General features: G+C 68.7%; 20 protein-coding genes and 1 tRNA gene. 9 read left to right on the top strand and 12 right to left on the bottom strand.

What is annotated here, in order from left to right:
- Window positions 1-35: 35 nt before the first annotated feature.
- The 4 genes from ACZ5IK_RS00365 to ACZ5IK_RS00350 are packed head-to-tail and all read right to left on the bottom strand — an operon-like array spanning window position 36 to window position 2478.
- A complete protein-coding gene (locus tag ACZ5IK_RS00365; RefSeq protein WP_465485902.1) occupies window positions 36-1181 on the bottom strand; it encodes a hypothetical protein in 1146 nt (381 codons plus the stop codon).
- Window positions 1182-1219: 38 nt separating this feature from the next.
- Window positions 1220-1849 carry a hypothetical protein gene (locus tag ACZ5IK_RS00360; RefSeq protein ID WP_101613579.1) on the bottom strand — a complete coding sequence of 210 codons (630 nt, stop codon included), beginning with the start codon at window positions 1847-1849 and terminating at the stop codon, window positions 1220-1222.
- Window positions 1849-2304 carry a RidA family protein gene (locus ACZ5IK_RS00355; protein ID WP_101611148.1) on the bottom strand — a complete coding sequence of 152 codons (456 nt, stop codon included), beginning with the start codon at window positions 2302-2304 and terminating at the stop codon, window positions 1849-1851. The genes ACZ5IK_RS00360 and ACZ5IK_RS00355 overlap by 1 nt, the downstream gene beginning before the upstream one ends.
- A 12-nt stretch (window positions 2305-2316) precedes the next feature.
- Window positions 2317-2478 (bottom strand): DUF4177 domain-containing protein, encoded by a 162-nt coding sequence (locus ACZ5IK_RS00350; protein ID WP_005166970.1) that lies wholly within the window; start codon window positions 2476-2478, stop codon window positions 2317-2319.
- A gap of 129 nt (window positions 2479-2607) precedes the next feature.
- Here ACZ5IK_RS00350 and ACZ5IK_RS00345 point away from each other — a divergent pair, with 129 nt between their 5' ends.
- The 4 genes from ACZ5IK_RS00345 to bagB are packed head-to-tail and all read left to right on the top strand — an operon-like array spanning window position 2608 to window position 5967.
- Window positions 2608-3552 (top strand): esterase/lipase family protein, encoded by a 945-nt coding sequence (locus ACZ5IK_RS00345; RefSeq protein ID WP_465485901.1) that lies wholly within the window; start codon window positions 2608-2610, stop codon window positions 3550-3552.
- 9 nt (window positions 3553-3561) lie between these two features.
- A complete protein-coding gene (locus tag ACZ5IK_RS00340; protein WP_465485900.1) occupies window positions 3562-3810 on the top strand; it encodes a hypothetical protein in 249 nt (82 codons plus the stop codon).
- Window positions 3811-3832: 22 nt separating this feature from the next.
- Window positions 3833-4837, top strand: a complete 1005-nt coding sequence (gene bagA / locus ACZ5IK_RS00335) for an ATPase BagA (RefSeq protein ID WP_101611151.1) — start codon at window positions 3833-3835, stop codon at window positions 4835-4837.
- Window positions 4837-5967 carry an ATPase BagB gene (gene bagB / locus ACZ5IK_RS00330; protein WP_465485899.1) on the top strand — a complete coding sequence of 377 codons (1131 nt, stop codon included), beginning with the start codon at window positions 4837-4839 and terminating at the stop codon, window positions 5965-5967. Before bagA ends, bagB begins: the two co-directional genes overlap by 1 nt.
- Before the next feature lie 63 nt (window positions 5968-6030).
- Here bagB and ACZ5IK_RS00325 read toward each other — a convergent pair whose 3' ends face one another.
- Complete coding sequence (locus ACZ5IK_RS00325; RefSeq protein ID WP_181775132.1) at window positions 6031-6348, bottom strand: WhiB family transcriptional regulator; 318 nt, start codon at window positions 6346-6348, stop codon at window positions 6031-6033.
- Window positions 6349-6697: 349 nt separating this feature from the next.
- Between ACZ5IK_RS00325 and ACZ5IK_RS00320 the strand changes: the two genes are divergently transcribed.
- The 3 genes from ACZ5IK_RS00320 (at window position 6698) to ACZ5IK_RS00310 (ending at window position 10177) form a co-directional block, all read left to right on the top strand.
- A complete protein-coding gene (locus tag ACZ5IK_RS00320) occupies window positions 6698-8863 on the top strand; it encodes a transglycosylase domain-containing protein (protein WP_465485898.1) in 2166 nt (721 codons plus the stop codon).
- 285 nt (window positions 8864-9148) lie between these two features.
- A complete protein-coding gene (locus tag ACZ5IK_RS00315; protein ID WP_465486672.1) occupies window positions 9149-10075 on the top strand; it encodes a metallophosphoesterase in 927 nt (308 codons plus the stop codon).
- 28 nt (window positions 10076-10103) lie between these two features.
- Window positions 10104-10177, top strand: a tRNA-Pro gene (locus ACZ5IK_RS00310).
- A gap of 530 nt (window positions 10178-10707) precedes the next feature.
- Here the strand turns inward: ACZ5IK_RS00310 and ACZ5IK_RS00305 are convergent.
- A complete protein-coding gene (locus ACZ5IK_RS00305) occupies window positions 10708-11400 on the bottom strand; it encodes a methyltransferase domain-containing protein (protein ID WP_465485897.1) in 693 nt (230 codons plus the stop codon).
- 39 nt (window positions 11401-11439) lie between these two features.
- Between ACZ5IK_RS00305 and ACZ5IK_RS00300 the strand changes: the two genes are divergently transcribed.
- Window positions 11440-13284 carry a S9 family peptidase gene (locus ACZ5IK_RS00300; RefSeq protein ID WP_465485896.1) on the top strand — a complete coding sequence of 615 codons (1845 nt, stop codon included), beginning with the start codon at window positions 11440-11442 and terminating at the stop codon, window positions 13282-13284.
- Between the two features lie 15 nt (window positions 13285-13299).
- On the opposite strand, the gene ACZ5IK_RS00295 is transcribed toward ACZ5IK_RS00300, so the two are convergent.
- The 6 genes from ACZ5IK_RS00295 to ACZ5IK_RS00270 all read right to left on the bottom strand — a co-directional run bounded on the left by ACZ5IK_RS00295 (window position 13300) and on the right by ACZ5IK_RS00270 (window position 17355).
- The gene (locus ACZ5IK_RS00295; RefSeq protein ID WP_465485895.1) at window positions 13300-13485 is read right to left on the bottom strand and encodes a 2-hydroxymuconate tautomerase; all 186 of its coding nucleotides are present in this window, start codon (window positions 13483-13485) and stop codon (window positions 13300-13302) included.
- 9 nt (window positions 13486-13494) lie between these two features.
- On the bottom strand, window positions 13495-14121 hold the full coding sequence (locus tag ACZ5IK_RS00290) for a TIGR03085 family metal-binding protein (protein ID WP_465485894.1): 627 nt from the start codon (window positions 14119-14121) through the stop codon (window positions 13495-13497).
- A gap of 62 nt (window positions 14122-14183) precedes the next feature.
- The gene (locus ACZ5IK_RS00285) at window positions 14184-15557 is read right to left on the bottom strand and encodes a glutamate decarboxylase (RefSeq protein WP_465485893.1); all 1374 of its coding nucleotides are present in this window, start codon (window positions 15555-15557) and stop codon (window positions 14184-14186) included.
- A gap of 126 nt (window positions 15558-15683) precedes the next feature.
- Complete coding sequence (gene dps, locus ACZ5IK_RS00280; protein WP_465485892.1) at window positions 15684-16160, bottom strand: DNA starvation/stationary phase protection protein Dps; 477 nt, start codon at window positions 16158-16160, stop codon at window positions 15684-15686.
- A gap of 57 nt (window positions 16161-16217) precedes the next feature.
- On the bottom strand, window positions 16218-16640 hold the full coding sequence (locus ACZ5IK_RS00275; RefSeq protein ID WP_076156049.1) for an organic hydroperoxide resistance protein: 423 nt from the start codon (window positions 16638-16640) through the stop codon (window positions 16218-16220).
- Between the two features lie 139 nt (window positions 16641-16779).
- Complete coding sequence (locus ACZ5IK_RS00270; RefSeq protein ID WP_465485891.1) at window positions 16780-17355, bottom strand: NADPH-dependent FMN reductase; 576 nt, start codon at window positions 17353-17355, stop codon at window positions 16780-16782.
- Window positions 17356-17502: 147 nt separating this feature from the next.
- Between ACZ5IK_RS00270 and ACZ5IK_RS00265 the strand changes: the two genes are divergently transcribed.
- Window positions 17503-18549 carry an alpha/beta hydrolase gene (locus ACZ5IK_RS00265; protein ID WP_465485890.1) on the top strand — a complete coding sequence of 349 codons (1047 nt, stop codon included), beginning with the start codon at window positions 17503-17505 and terminating at the stop codon, window positions 18547-18549.
- The last annotated feature ends 195 nt before the right edge of the window (window positions 18550-18744 follow it).

Here is an 18744-nt window from a genome sequence, read left to right as displayed (position 1 = left end):
CCACCGCGTCCAGAGGACGAAACGCTTAGAGCTTGCTAGGACCAGCTGGAGCCGCTGCTGCGCGAAGCCCCGTTCAGCCGGATCTTCGCCGCTTCGGCGCGCTCCCGTTCGGCGAGCTCGGCGTGCAGCTCGCGAAGGAGCGCACGATCGCGCTCGCTCAGGCTGGGGTCGTCGAGGTCGAGAGCGGGCAGCTCGACGACCTCGTGCATGCTCGGCTTGCCCGAGGCGATCTCACGGCCCTTTTCGGGGTCCTCTTTGAGCGCCTGCCGCAGCTGCGCGACTTCGGCCGGGGTCAGGTCCGCCGTGCGCTCGGCGCGGGTCTCCGCCCGCGACTTGCGCGGCGGCGCCGGCTCCGGTGAAGGCGGCGGCGAAACCGGCGCGGGCACCTGCTGCACGATCGGCACCACCGGTGCGATCGGCTCGGCCGGTTCGTGGCCACCGCTGCCCACCGGGCGCAGCCCGTGCCTGCTCGGCTGCTCCTTGGCCGGCTCGGGAGCCGGGGCCGGAGCGGCCGGTGGGGTCACCGGCTCGGACCGAAAGTCACTGGAATGGGTACTCCCGGTGACCCAGACAGGACTCGCGGCCGACGAAGCGGCCTGGTGGTAGGCGGACCGGGCGACACCGGGTCCCGCGACCTCGACGACCGAACGGATCCCCGCGCGGCGAAGCGCGGTGTCCACGCGGAACGCGACCGCGGGCGGGTTGCCCTCCGGGCCGATCTCGACCAGGACCACCCGCTGCGGCAACGCGCCGGGCACGCTTCCGGCGGGCGTGTTCCGCCACACCGCGTGCACCGACCGGACGTCCGGCAGCACCTGCAGGGTGCGGTCGAGCGCCTCGGCGAGGCCGAATTCGGGCGTGTTCTCTCCGGTGAACCGGTGGGTGAGCACCGACTCGTCCTCCTCGACGAGCAGGTCGTTCGCCAGCGTGGCGTCGGACCGGCTCATCTCGAGGACGAGCGCGAGTTCACGTTGTTCGGACGAGCTCACCGGGATCTTCCCCGCGATCAGGGTGCCGGTGGTGAGCTCCACCGCTTCGTCGATGTGCGCACGCGCGATCAGCTCACGCGCTTCGGTCAAAGCACTGTCGTCGATACGACCCGCCAGGGCCAGTAACAGGTTGTGCAGGCGCAGGGGCACCGAGAACCCGTCCATGGGCGGGCCGTCGTGGACCTCCACCATTGCTCTGCTCCCTCCCGGCTCGCCTGGTGGTGCGAGCGTTAAGCGGCGACCAGCCGACTTCCGGTGTCCACCGCGCCCACACAGACCAGTTCGGAACTGGCGAGCGCGGTGCGGTGATAGCCGGTGAGATCGATGCTCGGCGGGAGGACCTCGACGCCGGGCTCCTCGTCCCCCAGCACGCGCAGGACGCGCTGCAGTTCGCCCGTCAGCCTCGGCAGCCCGTTGAGCGCCGTGACCAGGAGGACTCGTTTCGCCCCACCCTCGCCGACCACACCAAGGTGTCGCCAGCTTTGCCGCACCTCACCCACATCCGGCCGCCCCCGCAACGTTGCGTGGATCAGTACGGACACAGAGTCGACGGAGTTCACCCATTCGGGCGCACTCTGCGTGAATGTGTACCTGGTCTCGGTGACGTCGTCTACCCCCAGGGTGGAACTCACCTGATGCCAGTCCGCCCCGTGAGGAATGAGCCCGGCGACTAGCAGGCGATACTCGGTTTGGTCCAGATCGATCCTGTGCTTAAGCAAAGACCTGGGGAGCGTCCGCGCGAGCGTCCCCATCGCGCCCTCGCCCAGCCAGTCGCGGAACCGCCACAAGAGCTGATCCGGCAGCCGTCCGGCCAGCCGGAGCAGAAGCTCGTGCGAGGACTTCTCGATGTCCGGGTCCATCACTTCACCTCCACGATCAGTTCGATCTCGACCGGCGCCCCGATCGGCAGCTCGGCGACCCCGACGGCCGAGCGGGCGTGGATGCCCGCGTCGCCGAAGATCTCGCCGAGCAGCTCGGACGCCCCGTTGATCACCGCGGGCTGACCAGTGAAGCCCTCCGCGGACGCCACGAACCCGACGACCTTGACCACGCGCACGATGTTGTCGACGCCCGCGATCGAGTCGACCGCGGCGAGCGCGTTGAGGATCGAAGTCCGCGCGTACTGCTTCGCCTCTTCGGGGCTGACCTCGGCGCCGACCTTGCCGGTCGCTTCGAGCTCACCCTTGACGAAGGGCAGCTGCCCCGACGTGTAGACGTGCGAACCGGTGCGGACGGCGGGCACGTAGGCCGCCAGCGGGGCGGCGACGCCGGGAAGTTCGATACCGAGCTCGGCGAGTCGATCGCTCCAGGTCATGGCTTCAATCCCTCAGTTCTTGGCTCGTTTGAGGTAGGCGACGTGCTGCTCGCCGGTCGGGTTCGGGAGCACGGTGACGAGCTCCCAGCCGTCCTCGCCCCACTGGTCGAGGATCTGCTTGGTGGCGTGGATCAACAGGGGGACGGTCGCGTACTCCCACTTGGTGGCGCTCATGTCGGGGAGCGTAGCCAAACCGGCAAGAGCGCCCGACACACATGCGGAAAACCCTCTCGCGACCGGTTCGCCGATTTCCCGTCGATGTGGTTCACTTCACACCTACTCGTGAGTAGATAGGACGTTGACATGCGGACAACGAAGTCCCTTGCCGCCGCCTGTGCGGCCGCGGCCCTTGCCCTGATCTGCGCCGCACCGGCGAACGCCGACCAAAAGCTTCCCGTTCCGTGGACCCTCGCCGCCGCCCTGCCCGCGCAAGCGGCAAATCCCGGGGGCCCGCCACCCGGGTCGAATGATTTCGACTGCAGTCCGAGTACCGCCCACCCGAACCCCGTGGTGCTGACGCACGGCCTCGGCGCCAACCAGACGGTGAACTGGCAGACGTTCGGCCCGCTGCTCAAGAACAACGGGTACTGCGTCTTCTCCCTGACCTACGGAATTCCCGGCAAGCCGCTGCCGATCTACCAGCCCGGCGGGCTCTTGCCGATGGAACAGAGCGCGAAGGAACTGTCGGCGTTCGTCGACAAGGTCCTCGGTGCGACCGGAGCGTCCAAGGTGGACATCCTCGGGCACTCCGAGGGCACGCTCATGCCTTCTTATTACGTGAAGTTCCTCGGCGGAGCGTCCAAAGTGGACAAGTACGTCAGCCTGACCCCGCTGTGGGACGGCACGACCCTGTTCGGCGCCTCGCACCTCTACGCGCTCGCAGGCGCGCTGGGGCTCGCACCCGGGATCAACGGCATCCTCGACCCGGCCTGCGGCTCGTGCCGCCAGTTCCTCCGCGGTTCGGAGTTCCTCACGAAGCTGCGCGCCGGGAACGGCGTCTTCCAGCCGGGCGTGACGTACACGAACATCATGACCCGCTACGACGAGGCCGTCGTCCCGTACACGAGCGGCATGGGCAAGGGCCCGAACGTGAAGAACATCGTCCTGCAGGACAGCTGCCCGCTGGACCTGGCGGAGCACGCCGGGGTCGCCGCCGACCGCAACGCGGCCGGGCACGTCCTCAACGCCCTCGACCCGGCGCACGCGAAGCCCGTCCCGTGCGTGCCCGCGACGCCGATCGGGAGCTAACGTGGCCGGGTGGAGACCTGGCGCGTGGTCGCGACCGTCCTGCTCGCCGCGGCCGGGCTGCCGCTGGTGCTCGTCCTGATGGCGAAGGCACGGGACCGCACGGACAGCTCGGGGACGGTCGCGATCACCGGCGCGGTGGCCTTCGTGGTCCTCCTGCTGCTCGGTGTGGTGATGCTCACGGTCTTGTCCGGCGTCCTGACCTGGGTCATCGTCGCGGTGGTCGCGGCTGCGCTCGGCGTCATGATGCTGGCGAGCTGAACCCTCAATTAGGGTGGGACCGGTGAGCACATCCCTTGCCGGCTGGACCGACGAACTCGCGAGAGCCAGGCTGCATTTCGTCACCGGCAAGGGCGGGACGGGCAAGACCACGCTCGCCGCCTCGCTGGGCCTCGCGCTCGCCAAGGGCGGGCGCCGAGTGCTGCTGATCGAGGTCGAAGGCCGCCAGGGCATCGCCCAGCTCTTCGACACCGAGCCGCTGCCGTACGCCGAGCAGCGCATCGCGGCCGTGCCCGGCGGCGGTGAGCTGCGCGCACTGCACATCGACGTCGAGGCCGCGCTCCTCGAATACTTCGAAATGTTCTACAACCTCGGCTTCGCGGGGCGGACGCTGCGGCGGATGGGCGCGATCGAGTTCGCCACGACGCTCGCGCCGGGGCTTCGCGACGTCTTGCTGACCGGCAAGATCAAGGAATGCGTCGGCCGGACCGAATCGGACGGCCGCCACACCTACGACGCCGTCGTCGTCGACTCGCCGCCCACCGGCCGGGTCGTGAAGTTCCTCGACGTCACCAAGGCGCTGACCGATCTCGCCAAGACCGGACCGATCCGCGGCCAGGCCGACGGCGTCGTCCGGCTGCTGCACTCCGGCGAGACCGCCATCCACCTGGTGACGCTGCTGGAAGAGATGCCGGTGCGGGAGACCGTCGAAGCGGTCGCCGAACTCGACGGCGCGGATCTGCGCCCCGGCGCGGTGCTGGTCAACCGGGTCCGCCCGCCGAGGCTGCCCGCGCGTTCGGTGACGGCCGCCGCGGACGGCCGCGTCGACGCCTCGCGCGTCCGCGCCGGGCTCGCGTCGGCAGGGCTGAACCTGCCCGACAGCACTCTCGACGCGCTGGTCGAGGAGACCGTCGAGCACGCCGTCCGGGTCGCGGCCGAACAACGCGCCCGCGAGCAACTGTCCGAAGCGGACCTTCCCGGCCTCGAACTGCCGGACCTGACCGACGGGGTCGACGTCGCGGCGCTGTACGACCTCGCCGAAGCGCTGACCGAGCAGGGAGTGCGCTGATGTCGGACATCCTGGAGATCGACAAGCTGATCGACGATCCGGAGAGCCGGGTCATCGTCTGCTGCGGGTCCGGCGGGGTCGGCAAGACGACCACCGCGGCGGCGCTGGCGCTGCGCGCGGCCGAACGCGGACGGCAGACGGTGGTGCTCACCATCGACCCGGCGCGGCGGCTGGCGCAGGCGCTCGGCCTGCGTGAACTGGGCAATCACCCGAAACAGGTGCACGTCGAAGGCTTCGAACCCAAGGGCGAACTCTGGGCGATGATGCTCGACATGCGCCGCACCTTCGACGACATGGTGCGGGTGCACGCGGGCCCGGAACGCGCCGAGCAGCTGTTGCAGAACCCCTTCTACCAGACCATTTCCACGTCGTTCTCCGGTACGCAGGAGTACATGGCGATGGAGAAGCTGGGGCAGCTCGCGGCCACCGACGAGTGGGACCTGATCATCGTCGACACCCCGCCGAGCCGGTCCGCGCTGGACTTCCTCGACGCGCCGACGCGGCTTTCCAGCGCGCTCGACGGCCGGATGATCCGGCTGCTCACCGGTCCGGCCAAAGCGGGCGGCTGGGGACTGCGCAAGGTCGTCAACGCCGGGTTCTCGATGTTCGCGAAGGCCGTCTCGACGATCATCGGCGGCCAGCTGCTGACCGACGCTTCGGCGTTCATGCAGGCCTTCGACAGCATGTTCGGCGGCTTCCGCGAACGCGCGCGCAAGACCTCCGAGCTGTTGCGGTCCGGCGGGACGTCGTTCCTCGTGGTCGCCGCGCCGGAGCCGGACGCGCTGCGCGAGGCGTCCTACTTCGTGGAGCGGCTTTCGGAAGAGAGCATGCCGCTGGCCGGGCTGGTCGCGAACCGGACGCATCCGGTGCTCGCCGCGCTGACCGGCGCGGAGGCCATCGCGGCCGCCGAGCAGCTGGCGAAGGGCGAGACCGGCGCACCGCTGGCCGAAGCCGTCCTCCGCCTGCACGCGGACCGGGTCGCGCTGGCCGAGCGAGAGACGCGGCTGCTCGCCAGGTTCACGCGGGCTCATCCCGAGGTCCCGCTGGTGCGGGTGCCCGCGCTCCCCAGTGACGTGCACGATCTCGAAGGCCTGCGCGACATCGGCACAAGACTCGCCACACAGTCCTGAAAGTCCGTGAAGGACTCCTTCCCTACCTTGGACTCAGGGAAGGGGTCCTCCACGGATTCCTGATCACGAGACTCGGACGCGTACGTCTTCCTCTTCGTCGATCCCGGTGAAACTGCGCTTCGCCGCTTCAAGCAGGTCCGCCCAGCTGGTCACGTCCGGCCGCCGTCGCAGCAGCGCCCGCCGTTCCCGTTCGGTCATACCTCCCCAGATGCCGAAGTTGATCCGGCCATCGAGCGCTTCGGCGAGACATTCCGTCCTGACCGGGCAACCGAGGCAGACCGCCTTGGCCCGGTTCTGTTCCGCCCCCCGGACGAACAAACCGTCCGGATCGGTGTCGCGGCACGACGCATTGATTCGCCAGCTCGACTGGTTGGTTTCCATACCCCCAGCTCCCTACCCTGGTGTTCGACACACCACGGGGGGACGAAAAGCGTGCGCTCCTGCCCCCATGAGCGTGTCTCCCTTGTGCTCACGTCGGTTCGGCCGGCACCTCCCCGGTGCCGGTGCCTCCGTTCGGTCGAATGCGACTGCCGCTCGCACTCACCCGTCTGTCGGCTTTTTCATACGTGAGACGTTGACGGACTGTAAGGGCCCTCGGTTCCCTCCGCCAAGCCCTAGGATGCCTCCCATTACCAGCCGTCACCACATGGGGTCGATTTCGTGACCGAATCCGCACCGACAGCGAGGTGACGTCACGGTGGGCTAACGGGATCCGCGTACCCTGGTCCGCGTGCGCAAAACGGACGGTCTGCTGAAGCTCATTGGCCTGTGTGTGCTCGCGGGGGTGCTGGTCGCGGGAATGTTGTTCCCGGTGGCGGGCGCCGCGGGTGTGATCTCCAACCAGGCGAGCGAGACCGTCGACAAGACATCTTCGGACCTCGCGGACATTCCGCCACCCCTGGTGACGACGATCACCGACAACACCGGCAAGCAGATCGCGACGCTGTACAAGCAGTTCCGCATCCCGACCAACGAGACACAGATCAACGACGCCATGAAGTGGGCGCTGATCTCGGTCGAGGACAAGCGCTTCTACGAGCACAACGGGGTGGACTGGAAGGGCACGCTGCGTGCCGCGGTCAGCAACAGCACCGGCGGTGACACGCAGGGCGCTTCGACGCTGACCCAGCAGTACGTCAAGAACTACCTGATCAACGTCGTCTACCGGGACGACAAGCCGGGCCAGAAGCGCGCACAGGAACAGTCGGTCGCCCGGAAGCTGAAGGAAGCCCGGATCGCGATCCAGCTGGAAACCAAGCTGAACAAGATGCAGATCTTGACCGGCTACCTGAACGTCGTCGAGTTCTCGCGCGAGATCTTCGGCGTCGGCGCGGCCGCGCAGGCGTACTTCAACACCCCGGTCGAGAAGCTGACGGTGCCGCAGGCCGCGCTGCTGGCCGGTCTGGTGAACAACCCGATCGTCAACGACCCGTGGAAGTCCCCGGCGAAGGCGACCGAGCGCCGCAACCTGGTGCTGGACCGCATGGTCGACAACCACAAGCTCGCGAAGGTGGACGCGGACCGGTTCAAGGGCGAACCGCTCGGCGTCGTCGAGGGCGGCCCGCAGAAGCCCGCGTCGAACTGCACCGGCGCCGGAACGGAAAACGGTTTCTTCTGTCAGTACGTCGAGGACTATCTCCTCAAGAACGGCATGACGAAGGACGATCTCTACACCGGCGGCTACCAGATCAAGACCACTTTGGACGAACGGGCGAACCACGAAGCCAAGATGTCGGCCGAGGCACAGGTCAAGAAGACGCAGGACAACGTCGCGAACACGCTGTCGCTGGTGAAGCCGGGCAAGAACCGGCACGAAGTCGTGGCGCTGGCGGCGAACCGTGACTACGGGCTGCACGAAGACCAGGGCCAGACGACCTTCGCGTTGCCTTCCGGCGTCTACAACACCGGTGGCGCGGGCTCGGCGTACAAGGTCTTCACCGCCGCCGCGGCCTTGGAAGCGGGCGTGGCCGGGATCAACAGTTCCCTTCCGGTGCCCGACTTCTACACCTCGAGTGTGTTCGCCGGTGGTGGCCCCAAGTGCGCCCCGACCGGGCCGCCATTGCGCTCCCGCTGGTACTGCCTCGGCAACGCGGGTGACTACAACCCCGCCGGCGGGGCCATGTCGATGCAGCAGGCGCTGGCGACCTCGCCGAACACCGCGTTCGTGGCCCTCGAGGAGAAGGTCGGGAGCACCGGGCCGATCGTGGAGATGGCGCGCAAACTCGGCATGCGCGACACCATGACCAGCAACCTCGGCGGCGGCGCCGTCGATCCGAAGTCCGATAATCCCGGCGCCAACGCCAGTCAGCTCCAGGCCTTCGGCCCGAGGCCCGGCTGGCCCGGAAACGCGTCGTTCACCCTCGGCCCGGCCCCGCTGAGCGGCCTGGAACTGGCGAACGTCGGCGCCACGATCATGAGCGGCGGTGTCTGGTGCCCGCCGACCCCGCTGGCCGGTGTCACCGACCGGGACGGAAAGCCGGTGTCCGTCAAGGAAGCCGCCTGCGAGCAGGTGGTCCCCGAAGGTCTCGCCAACACCCTCGCGGTCGGCCTGAGCAGGGACAGCCAGCCCGGCGGGACGTCGTTCGGCGCCGCGAACGGTGCCCGGTGGACCCGCCCGGTGATGGGCAAGACCGGAACGACGCAGAGCAACGGCTCGGGGACGTACCTCGGGGCCACCCCGCAGCTCGCGGGCGCGGCGATGGTGTTCCGCCCGAAGGGTGGAAACGGCGGTCTGTGCTACCTCGGCCCGGGTAACGTGAACACCCGCTGCGAGAACATGTTCGGCGGGAAGACGCCGGCGCAGACCTGGTTCGGGGCGATGTCGAAGATCCTCGAAGGCCAGGAACCGCTGCCGTTGCCGCAGCCGGACCCGAAGTACATGGGCGGCGGACGCTGATCGGTCAGGGCCATGTCAACCAGCGCAAATCACGATGAGTCACATGTATCTAACTTTGAGTGAGCAGCTGGCGGCCTAACGGGGAACACTGGTCGACGGGATCATGTCGGCTGATCACCACACCCCGCGCCGACCACGGAAAGTGAAGAAAAGAGGCCATTCCAGCGATTCTTCGGGATCGCCGGAATGGGGGCGGACGATCACCACCGATGAGCACGTAAACTGGACGTTGTGAGCACGCTCAGTAACAGCAACACCTCGAGGGCGACGGTACGGCGCTTGGCCGTGGGAACCGTCGCCCTGGGAGCCGCGACCCTCGGTTACGCGGTCGGCATCGAAAGGCGCCGGTGGACGCTTCGCACCGCGGAGCTCCCGGTCCTCGCCGCGGGGGCGAAGCCCTTCACGATCCTCCACATCTCGGACCTGCACATGCTGCCCGGGCACGTGAGCAAGCAACGCTGGGTAGCCGCGCTCGACGAGCTCGAACCGGACCTCGTCGTCAACACCGGTGACAACCTGTCACATCAGCAGGCCGTCCCGTCGGTGCTGCGCGCACTCGGCCCCCTGCTCGAGCGGCCCGGCGTGTTCATTTTCGGCAGCAACGACTACTACGCACCGAAACCGAAGAACCCGGCGCGCTACCTCATGCCGAAGGGCAAGAAGAAGCGGATCCACGGCGAGCACCTGCCTTGGCGCGACCTCCGCGCGGCCTTCGTCGAACACGGCTGGGACGACCTCACACACGTCCGCCGCACCATCGAGGTCGCCGACCAGTACGTGTTCACCGCCGGCGTCGACGACGCCCACCTCCGGCGCGACCGGTACGCCGACATCGCGGGCCCGGCCGACACCGGCGCCGCCGTCCGCATCGGCGTCACGCACTCCCCGGAACCGCGCGTCCTCGACGAGTTCGCGGGCGACGGCTACGACCTCGTCCTCGCCGGCCACACGCACGGCGGGCAACTCCGCGTCCCCGGCTACGGCGCGCTCGTCACCAACTGCGAACTCGACCGCACCCGCGCCCGCGGCGCGTCCCGCTGGGGCGCCCAGATGTGGCTCCACGTCTCCGCCGGACTGGGCACCTCGCCATACGCCCCCGCGCGCTTCGCGTGCCCTCCCGAGGCCAGCCTGCTGACCCTCGTCCCACGGGGTACGACCAGCGGCGATCACCGGAAAGCAGCCCCCCGCAAAGCGCGAAACACCGTCCGCTAAACTTCTCCACGACCCGCTAAGAAGTATCCGGGGTGTGGCGCAGCTTGGTAGCGTGCCTCGTTCGGGTCGAGGAGGTCGTGGGTTCGAATCCCGCCACCCCGACGCTAGATCAAGAAGGTCCCGCTCGCAGAACACGCGAACGGGACCTTCTTGCGTTGCGTCGTGGGCTGAAGGGCCCCTTACCCACGTCGCATGCGGCGAAGGGCGCTTTCCCTGCATGGCATGCGGGCATGGTCCCCTTCAGCTCCCCAAACGCATCTAGAGGACTAAACGCGGGCAACCCCGGAAACCCCAAGACTCCCGCATGTCTTGAAGGCCACCTTTAGGATGTTGAGCGTCTCAAAGGTGGCCTTCAGGGCATGCACCCCTCCCCACCGAGACCGCGCGGGCAGCCCCCGCCGCTCCCAGGGGGGCGACCCCGGACCCAGCGTATCGGCGAGGGGCGTCGGGACCGGGTGAAAGCGGGGGTGACGGGGTCGGTTGTCCACAACGGCGGGCGGGTGTGGACAACTGGCCGCAGGGGTTTCCGATGTCGCATTTGAGTCGCTGAGTGTCCCCGATGAGGCATTGGGGACACCGGAGAGCGACACCGAGAGCAGGGAAACCAGAGAGCCAGAGCCAGAGAGAGGGCGTCAGCGGATGGCGAGGAGTTCCGTCCAGCATTGGGCGAAATCGCCGTCCCCGGAGCGCGCCCACGACCACGCCGAGCGGGCGGCCGAGGCGAGTTGGTCGCGGTCCGGGGTGGTCGCGGTTTCCAGCGCCGTCACCAGGCGCGCCTCCACCGATGTCGCCAGCGCCCGGTACGTCGCGTCCGCGCGGTAGCGGGTTTTCGTTCGCACGTCGGTGAAACCGGCGGCCGCGACCGCGGCGGGAATGGAGCGTCCGGCGAACGGATCGCCACCCGCGCGACGGCACAGCAGATAGTGCCCGCGGAGCGCGGCGTCGACGTTCGCCGTCTTCGGCCGGAGCCGCGCCCGGCTCCAGTCCGATGTGGACAGTGCGAGGGCGCCACCCGGTTTGAGCACCCGCCGCAGCTCCGCCAGGGCGGCCCCTGGTTCCCTCAGGTACTCGAAGATGGCGTGCGCGAAGACCACGTCGACCGACGCCTCGGCGAACGGCAACGCGCGAGCGTCGGCCCACAGAAAGTCCACTGTGGACTTTCTGTGCCCGTCGCCGATACCGAGGGTGATCGAACCCGGGCCGCAGCCGACGTCGACGACCCCCATCCCCGGCCCGAACAGCGGTTGCGCGAACACGGCCCGTTCGACCGCTTGGCGCGCCGACCGCGCGGACACCGCGGCGCGCGGCGTGTTTCCCTCCAGCACCCCGCACACAGTACGGCTCCGGGGTGGCAGGATCGAGGGGTGAGCACGCAGCCAGGCAACAAATATCCGTCCGCGGCGGTCCCGGACCGCCTGTTCGACGACGCCGAAGCCGAGGCCAGGTGGCGGGCCCGCTTCCACGCACCGCGCATCTCGGTCCCCGAGTGGGCCATCGACGCCCCGGACGCGAACATCTACGTCTCCAACGCCAGCGGCGTCTGGGAGGTCTATTCCTGGGACCGGTCGACCGGCGAGCACCGCCGCGTCACCGACCGCCCCGCCGGCACCATGCACGCGACCCCGTCCCCCGACGGCCGCTGGATCTGGTGGTTCAACGACACCGACGGCGACGAATTCGGTTCCTGGGTCCGCGAACCGTTCGCGCCGGGAGCCGCCGCCGAGCGCGCGGTGCCGGACGTCCACGACGGCTACCCCGCCGGGCTCGAGATCGGCACCCGCGTGATCGCGGTCGGCGTCTCGACCGACGACGGCAGCGAACTCTTCGCCCATATCGACGGCGAGACCACCAGCTTCTACCGTCATGACGACGACGCCGGGATCTCCTCGCTCTCCCGCGACGAGTCGCGGCTCGCGATCTCGCATTCCGAGCACGGTGATTCGCGACACCCCGCACTGCGCGTCTTGTCGACCGACGGCTTCACCACGGTCGCCGACAAATGGGACGGCGAAGGCAAGGGCCTCGGCGCACTGGAGTTCTCGCCGGTCGCGGGCGACCAGCGGTTGCTGGTGCTGCACGAGCGGCGCGGTCGCGAAGAACTGCTGATCTGGGACACCGCCGCGGACACCGAGCTGGAGATCGAGCTCGATCTGCCGGGCGAAGTGATCGCGGGCTGGTACCCGGACGCGCATGCGCTCCTCGTCGTCCACTTCCACCAGGGCCGCAGTTCCCTGCACCGCTACGACCTCGCGAGCGGCGGATTGTCCTCTTTGGACACCCCGCCGGGCCGGATCGGCGGCGCCGGGGTGCGGCCCGACGGCACCGTCGAGTACTCGTGGTCCAGTGCCGCGCAGCCGACCGCCGTCCGCGCCAGGACCGCGGACGGCACCGACTCGGTCCTCCTCGAACCGCCGGGCGAGCGGGCTCCGGAGTCCGCGCCGGTCACCGACGCGTTCGTCGACGGGATCGGCGGGCAGATCCACGCGCTCGTCTCCCGTCCAGCAGACGCGCCCGAAGGCCCGCTCCCGACGGTCTTCTCCCTGCACGGAGGGCCGCATTCGGCCGACGAAGACCGGTTCTCCGCCTACCGCGCCGTCTGGCTCGACGCCGGATTCGCCGTCGTCGAGGTCAACTACCGCGGCTCGACGGGCTACGGTTCGGCCTGGCGCGACGCGATCGAAGGACGTCCCGGCCTGACCGAACTCGAAGACGTCGCCGCCGTGCACGACTGGGCCGTCCAAAGTGGACTCGCGGACCCGGAGAAGTGCGTGGTGAACGGCGCTTCGTGGGGCGGCTACCTGAGCCTGCTGGCGCTGGGCACCCAGCCCGCGCGCTGGGCCGCGGGGATCGCAGGGGTTCCCGTCGCGGACTACGTCGCCGCGTACGAGGACGAGATGGAGCAGCTCCGCTCGTTCGACAGGGCGCTGTTCGGCGGTTCGCCGGAGACGGTGCCCGCGGTGTACCGGGAATGCTCGCCGATCACCTACGTCGAGGCCGTGACGGCGCCGGTGCTGGTGCTCGCCGGGGACAACGATCCGCGCTGCCCGATCCGGCAGGTCGAGAACTACCTCGACAGGCTCGAGAAGCGGGAGATCTCGTTCGAGTTCTACCGTTTCGACGCGGGCCACGGGTCGCTGGTGATCGCCGAGACGATCAAGCAGACGGCGATCGAGGTGTTCTTCGCGCTGAGGGCCGTCGGGCTTCGCTGACCCCGGCGAGCGGGGTCAGCGCTCGGAGAAGAGAGTCCCGCCGGACGCCCAGTGTTCGGCGGGAATCTCGTTGATGGTCACCCAGATTCCCTCGGGATTGCCGCCGCAGGTGCGGACGAAGGCGTCGGTCACCTCGCGCACGAGGGCCTGCTTCTGTTCGGCCGTCCGGCCGGGGAACATCGAAACACTGATCATCGGCATGGCCGAACTCTAGAGCCCGCGGTCGTGCTTCCGGAGCCTGTCCACCGCGTAGGCGTCACCTTCGAAGGTGACCCGGGCGGCGTCGCGACCGAAGACGAACAGCAGCAGCTCGATCGGGGCGCCGACCACGGTCACCGTGTCGGGGCCTTCCTTGACCCGCGCTTCGCGGGCTTCGGGGGTCTTCAGGATCACGCCGACCGGCGATTTCCGCAGGTTCAGCTTCGACGCCTGCTTCGCCGACTTCCACGCCGCCGCGTCCCGCGCGGGGTCCGCCGGACGGGGCTCCCAGCCGGGCTGCCCGCGACGGACGTCCTCGTGGTGGATCAGGAATTCCGCGCTGTTCGTCAGCTCGTCGACGGCGCCGATCGACGTCGGCCAGTACCAGGCGGGGCCGGACCGGACCTTGCCCACGACGTCGGCCCACGGCCGCGCGGCGTAGGAGTCCTGCACCCGCTGCGTGTACGACGCCAGCGCGGGCACCAGGATCCCGGGCATCGCGTCCGGCCTGCGCTCACGCACCAGCAGGTGCGCCGCGAGATCCCGCGTCTTCCAGCCCGTGCACAGGGTCGGCGCGTCCGGGCCGACCTCTTCGAAAAGCTCGCTCAACGCTTGACGTTCGTCTCCGGCGACTCCCATACCCCCCGACGTTACGCGCCGGTAGGGCCAGGGGAAATCCGGCGTGACGCAGGGCACCCGGCTCAGTGATGGAACGCCGTCCGCCGTCGCGGACCGTGGTCGAGCTCGGGCAGCAGGCGCCGGAGGTCGGCGAGCAGCAGATCCGCGAGGTCGTGGGTGAAACCGTTGCGCACCACGATCCTCAGCACCGCGAGATCGGTCCTGTTCTCCGGGAACGTGTACGCCGGGACAAGCCAGCCACGTTCGCGAAGCCGCCGTGACACGTCGAAGACGTCGAAGCCCTCGACGTCCGCCTTCGTCGTGAAGGCGAAGACGGGCAGCTGGTCGCCGCGGGTGAGCAGTTCGAACGGGCCCAGCCCGGCGATCCCGTCGGCCAGCTGGGTCGCCACATCACGCGAAGCCTGTTGCACAGCACGGAAACCTTCGCGTCCGAGCCGGACGAACGTGTAGTACTGCGCGGCCACCTCGGCGCCGGGGCGCGAGAAGTTCAGCGCGAAAGTGGGCATGTCGCCACCGAGGTAGTTGACGTTGAAGACGAGTTCCTCCGGCAACGCCGCCTTGTCGCGCCACACCACCCAGCCGACGCCGGGGTAGACCAGCCCGTACTTGTGCCCGGAGGTGTTGATCGACGCCACCCTCGGCAACCGGAAGTCCCAGACCAGCTCCGGATCGAGGAACGGCGCGATCATCGCGCCCGAAGCGCCGTCGACGTGCACCGGAATGTCCCAGCCGGACCGTTCCTGGAGCCCGTCGAGCGCGGCCGCGATCTCGGCGACGGGCTCGTAACTGCCGTCGAAAGTGGACCCGAGGATCGCGACGACGCCGATGGTGTTCTCGTCGCACCGGGCGATCGCCTCGGCCGCGGTGAGGTGGAAGCGGTTCCCGTCCATCGGCACCAGCCGCGGCTCGACCTCCCAGTACTCGCAGAACTTCTCCCAGCAGACCTGGACGTTCGCGCCCATCACCAGATTCGGTTTGCCGGTGCGCCCGAGTTTCGACCAGCGGCGCTTCAGCGCCATCCCGGCGAGCATGCAGGCTTCCGAGGAACCGGTCGTGGAGCAGCCCATGATCGCGTTCTGATCGGGCGCGTGCCACAGGTCGGCGAGGATGTTCACGCAACGCCGCTCGAGCTCCGCCGTCTGCGGGTACTCGTCCTTGTCGATCATGTTCTTGTCGACGCATTCGGCCATCAGCTCGCGGGCCTGCGGCTCCATCCACGTCGTGACGAACGTGGCGAGGTTGAGCCGGGCGTTGCCGTCGAGCATCAGCTCGTCGCGCACCAGCTGGAGCGCGGTGTCGGGCGGCAGCGGATCTTCGGCGAGGCTGTCGTGCGGGAGGCGGATGCTCGCGGCGAGCGCGGGGTACGCGCCGGCGTACAGCGGGTTGGTCCCGCCTTCGCGGTCCGGGTCGGTCGCTTTCCCCTTGTGCAGCACCATGGACCGAACGTAGCCCCGGGAGCTTTCGAGGGCACCTTGATCGACCTCCGAGTGTCATGAAAGGGGCTTTCAAGACGAAAAACGTCTTGAAAGCCCCTTTCATGACATGCGCGGGACCGGAGAGGGTCAGGCCTGCTGCGCCTGCCACATCCAGTGCGCCTTCTCGAGCTCCTGGGTGATCGCGATCAGGAGGTCCTGGGTCACCAGGTCGCTCTTGTCGGTCTCGTCGATGCGCTTGCGCAGACGCTGGATCAGCGCCGCGAGGATGTCGACGATCGCGGCGACCGTGGACTCGACGGACTGCCAGTTGTCGGGATACGACGGGAGGCCGGAGCTCTCCACGACGGCCTTCGCCTGGCCGTTCGGCGAGACGCCGATGGCGTTGGCGCGCTCGGCGACCTCGTCGACGTACTGGCGCGCGGTGGCGACCAGCTCGTCGAGCTGCAGGTGCGCGCTGCGGAAGTTCGAGCCGACGACGTTCCAGTGGGCCTGCTTCGCGATCAGCGACAGATCCACGAGATCGACCAGCGTGGCCTGCAAGGCGTTACCGGTGATCTCCTTGTCGGCTTCGCTCAGCGGACTCTGGATCGGAGACTTGCCCATCTTCGGTCTTCCTTTCAGAAAATAGCCGGTTCGGGAGTGGACCTGCCGCGTCCGGGATCAGACCGACGCGGACAGCGCGACCTCGATGTTCCCTCGGGTCGCGTTCGAGTAGGGGCACACCTGGTGCGCCTGCTCGACGAGCTGATCGGCCTGCGCCTGCTCCAGGCCGGGAAGAGAAACGTTGAGTGCGACGCCGAGGCCGAAGCCCTCGCCCTGCTTGAGCACGCTGACCTCGGCGGTGACGGTCGAGCCGTCCAGCTTCACCTTCGCCTGGCGCGCGACGAGCTGCAGCGCGGAGTGGAAGCAGGCGGAGTAACCGGCGGCGAAGAGCTGCTCGGGGTTGGTCTTGTCACCACCGGGGCCGCCCATCTCCTTCGGGATCGCCAGCGATTCGTCGATGACGCCGTCAGAGGACGTGACCTCACCGTTGCGGCCGTCGCCGCGAGCGGTGGCCACCGCGGTGTACAGAGCCTCAGCCATTCTTCGCCTACCTCCTGGTCTCAAGACACGCCCCGTTGAGCGTCTCTGTGGTGCCAACGTCCCGCAACCGCGAAACCTTGCCACCCCATGGCAGGCATCACTTCCGGGAATTACCCGGACGAAGACCGACGCAAACGAATCAGTGACCGGCGCGACTCAGCGCGAACTCGGCGACCTGGGTACCGATCAGGCGGAGGGTGCGGACGGACTTGTCGTCGGAGGCGCCGCCGCCTTCGTCGAACTTGGTCTCCGCGGTGTTGATCGAACCACCCAAAGGGGTGGCCCAGCCGCGCAGTGCGTGCGTGATCGTGCGCAGCTGCTCCAGTGTGGTGACCGCGGCTTGCCAGCCGTACGCGACGGCGGCGAGGCCGACCGCGCGGCCGTCGAGGTACGGGCGGGCGTCGTCGCGCAGGTCCTCGACGTAGTCCAGGGCGTTCTTGACCAGGCCGGACAACGCGCCGTGATAGCCGGGCGAGACCACGATGATCCCGTCGGCGCGGCGGATCGCCTCGACCAGCCGCACGGCCTGTTCGTGCCGCTCTTCCAACGCGGTGTCGTAGAACGGCAAAACCAGCTCCGGCCCCGAGATGAGCTCGGTGGTGACCCCGGCTTCGGCCGCGCCGCCCAGCGCGATGCGCAGCGCGCGCTCGGATTGCGAGCCCTCCCGCAGGGAGCCGCCGATACCGAGGACATGAACCGCGTTCGTCGAAGTCACGCTTTCGAGGCTAACCCCTCTACTTAAGTGGAGGACCAGGATCTGGAACGGAGGCTTGCGTCACACCCGTTCGCCGCAAAGGCCCGGTTCCCGCTGGACGGCATACCTACTCGTAAGTAACCTGGCGAGAAGCCCTCAGGAGGAAGCATGGCGATACCGCTCCAGATCCGTGCCGAAGCCGCGTTTTCGCAGCTGGCGTTCTGGCTCCCGAGGCCGGCCAGAAGGGCCATCGCCGGACCGCCGCTCCGCCTGGACGGACAGGAGCTCGCGCTGGACGCCCAGCTCCTGCTTCGTCTGCAGAAGCTCGCGAAGGCATCGCTGGTGCGAGGGAGCGTCGAAGAGTCGCGCAGCCTGCTCCTCGCGAGCAGGCATCTGGTCAGCGGGAAGACCATCGAGCCGGTCGCCACCAGGGAGCTGCTCATCCCGACGGGTGACGGCGACGTCCCCGCCACGCTCTACACCCCGGCCGGGCTGCCGGATCCGTCCGCGCTGCTGGTGTTCTTCCACGGCGGCGGCTGGGTGGTGGGCAGCCGCGTCTCCCACGACAACACCGTCCGCTACCTGGCGAAACAGGCCGGCGTGCGGGTGCTTTCGGTGGAGTACCGGCTCGCGCCGGAAACGCAGTTCCCCGGCGCCACCGAAGACGCGATCGCGGCCTTCGAGTACGCCTTCGCGAAGGCGCGGGACCTGGGCGCCGACCCGGCCCGTATCGCCGTCGGCGGCGACAGCGCGGGAGGGAACCTCGCGGCGGTGACCGCGCAGCAGGCGGTGAAACGCGGCGGCGGGGTCCCGGCGTTCCAGCTGCTGTTCTACCCGGCGACCGATTTCACCGTGCGCCGCCGTTCCCGGGAATTGTTCGCGGAGGACCTGTTCCTCACCGACTCGGATATGACCTGGTTCGAAGGACATTACGTGCCGAAGGGCACCGATCTGTACAACCCGAAACTGTCCCCGCTGCACGGTGACGTTTCCGGATTGCCGCCCGCGTATATCGCGACCGCCGGTTTCGACCCGCTGCGCGACGAGGGTGAGGCTTACGCGGAGAAATTGCGGAAGGCCGGGGTCCCGGTGGCGCTCAGCCGCCAGCCGGACCTGATCCACGGGTACATCAACTTCCTCGGGGTCGGTCAGCGGTTCCGCGAGGCGACGGCGGAAGCGGCGGGCGCCCTCCGGCTGGGGCTCGCCCCGAAGTGACGGCCAGAGCCCGAGTGAGGAGAAATGTCCCCACTCGGGCTCCGGCCCCCATTTCGTGGCCCGCCGCCCTGCACGGCGAAACCAGACGACTCCTCTAACGGCCCACGCCTGTCTCTCGGAAGCGCGTCAGCGCGACGAGAGACTTCATCCCGCGCGCCTCTTTTGGCCGAAGGCCACGGAAACCTTTTGTAGGGC

The organism is Amycolatopsis sp. NPDC031561, assembly GCF_055580625.1.
Note: the sequence above shows the minus strand (reverse complement) of the source record. Positions and strands in the feature narration are given on the sequence as shown.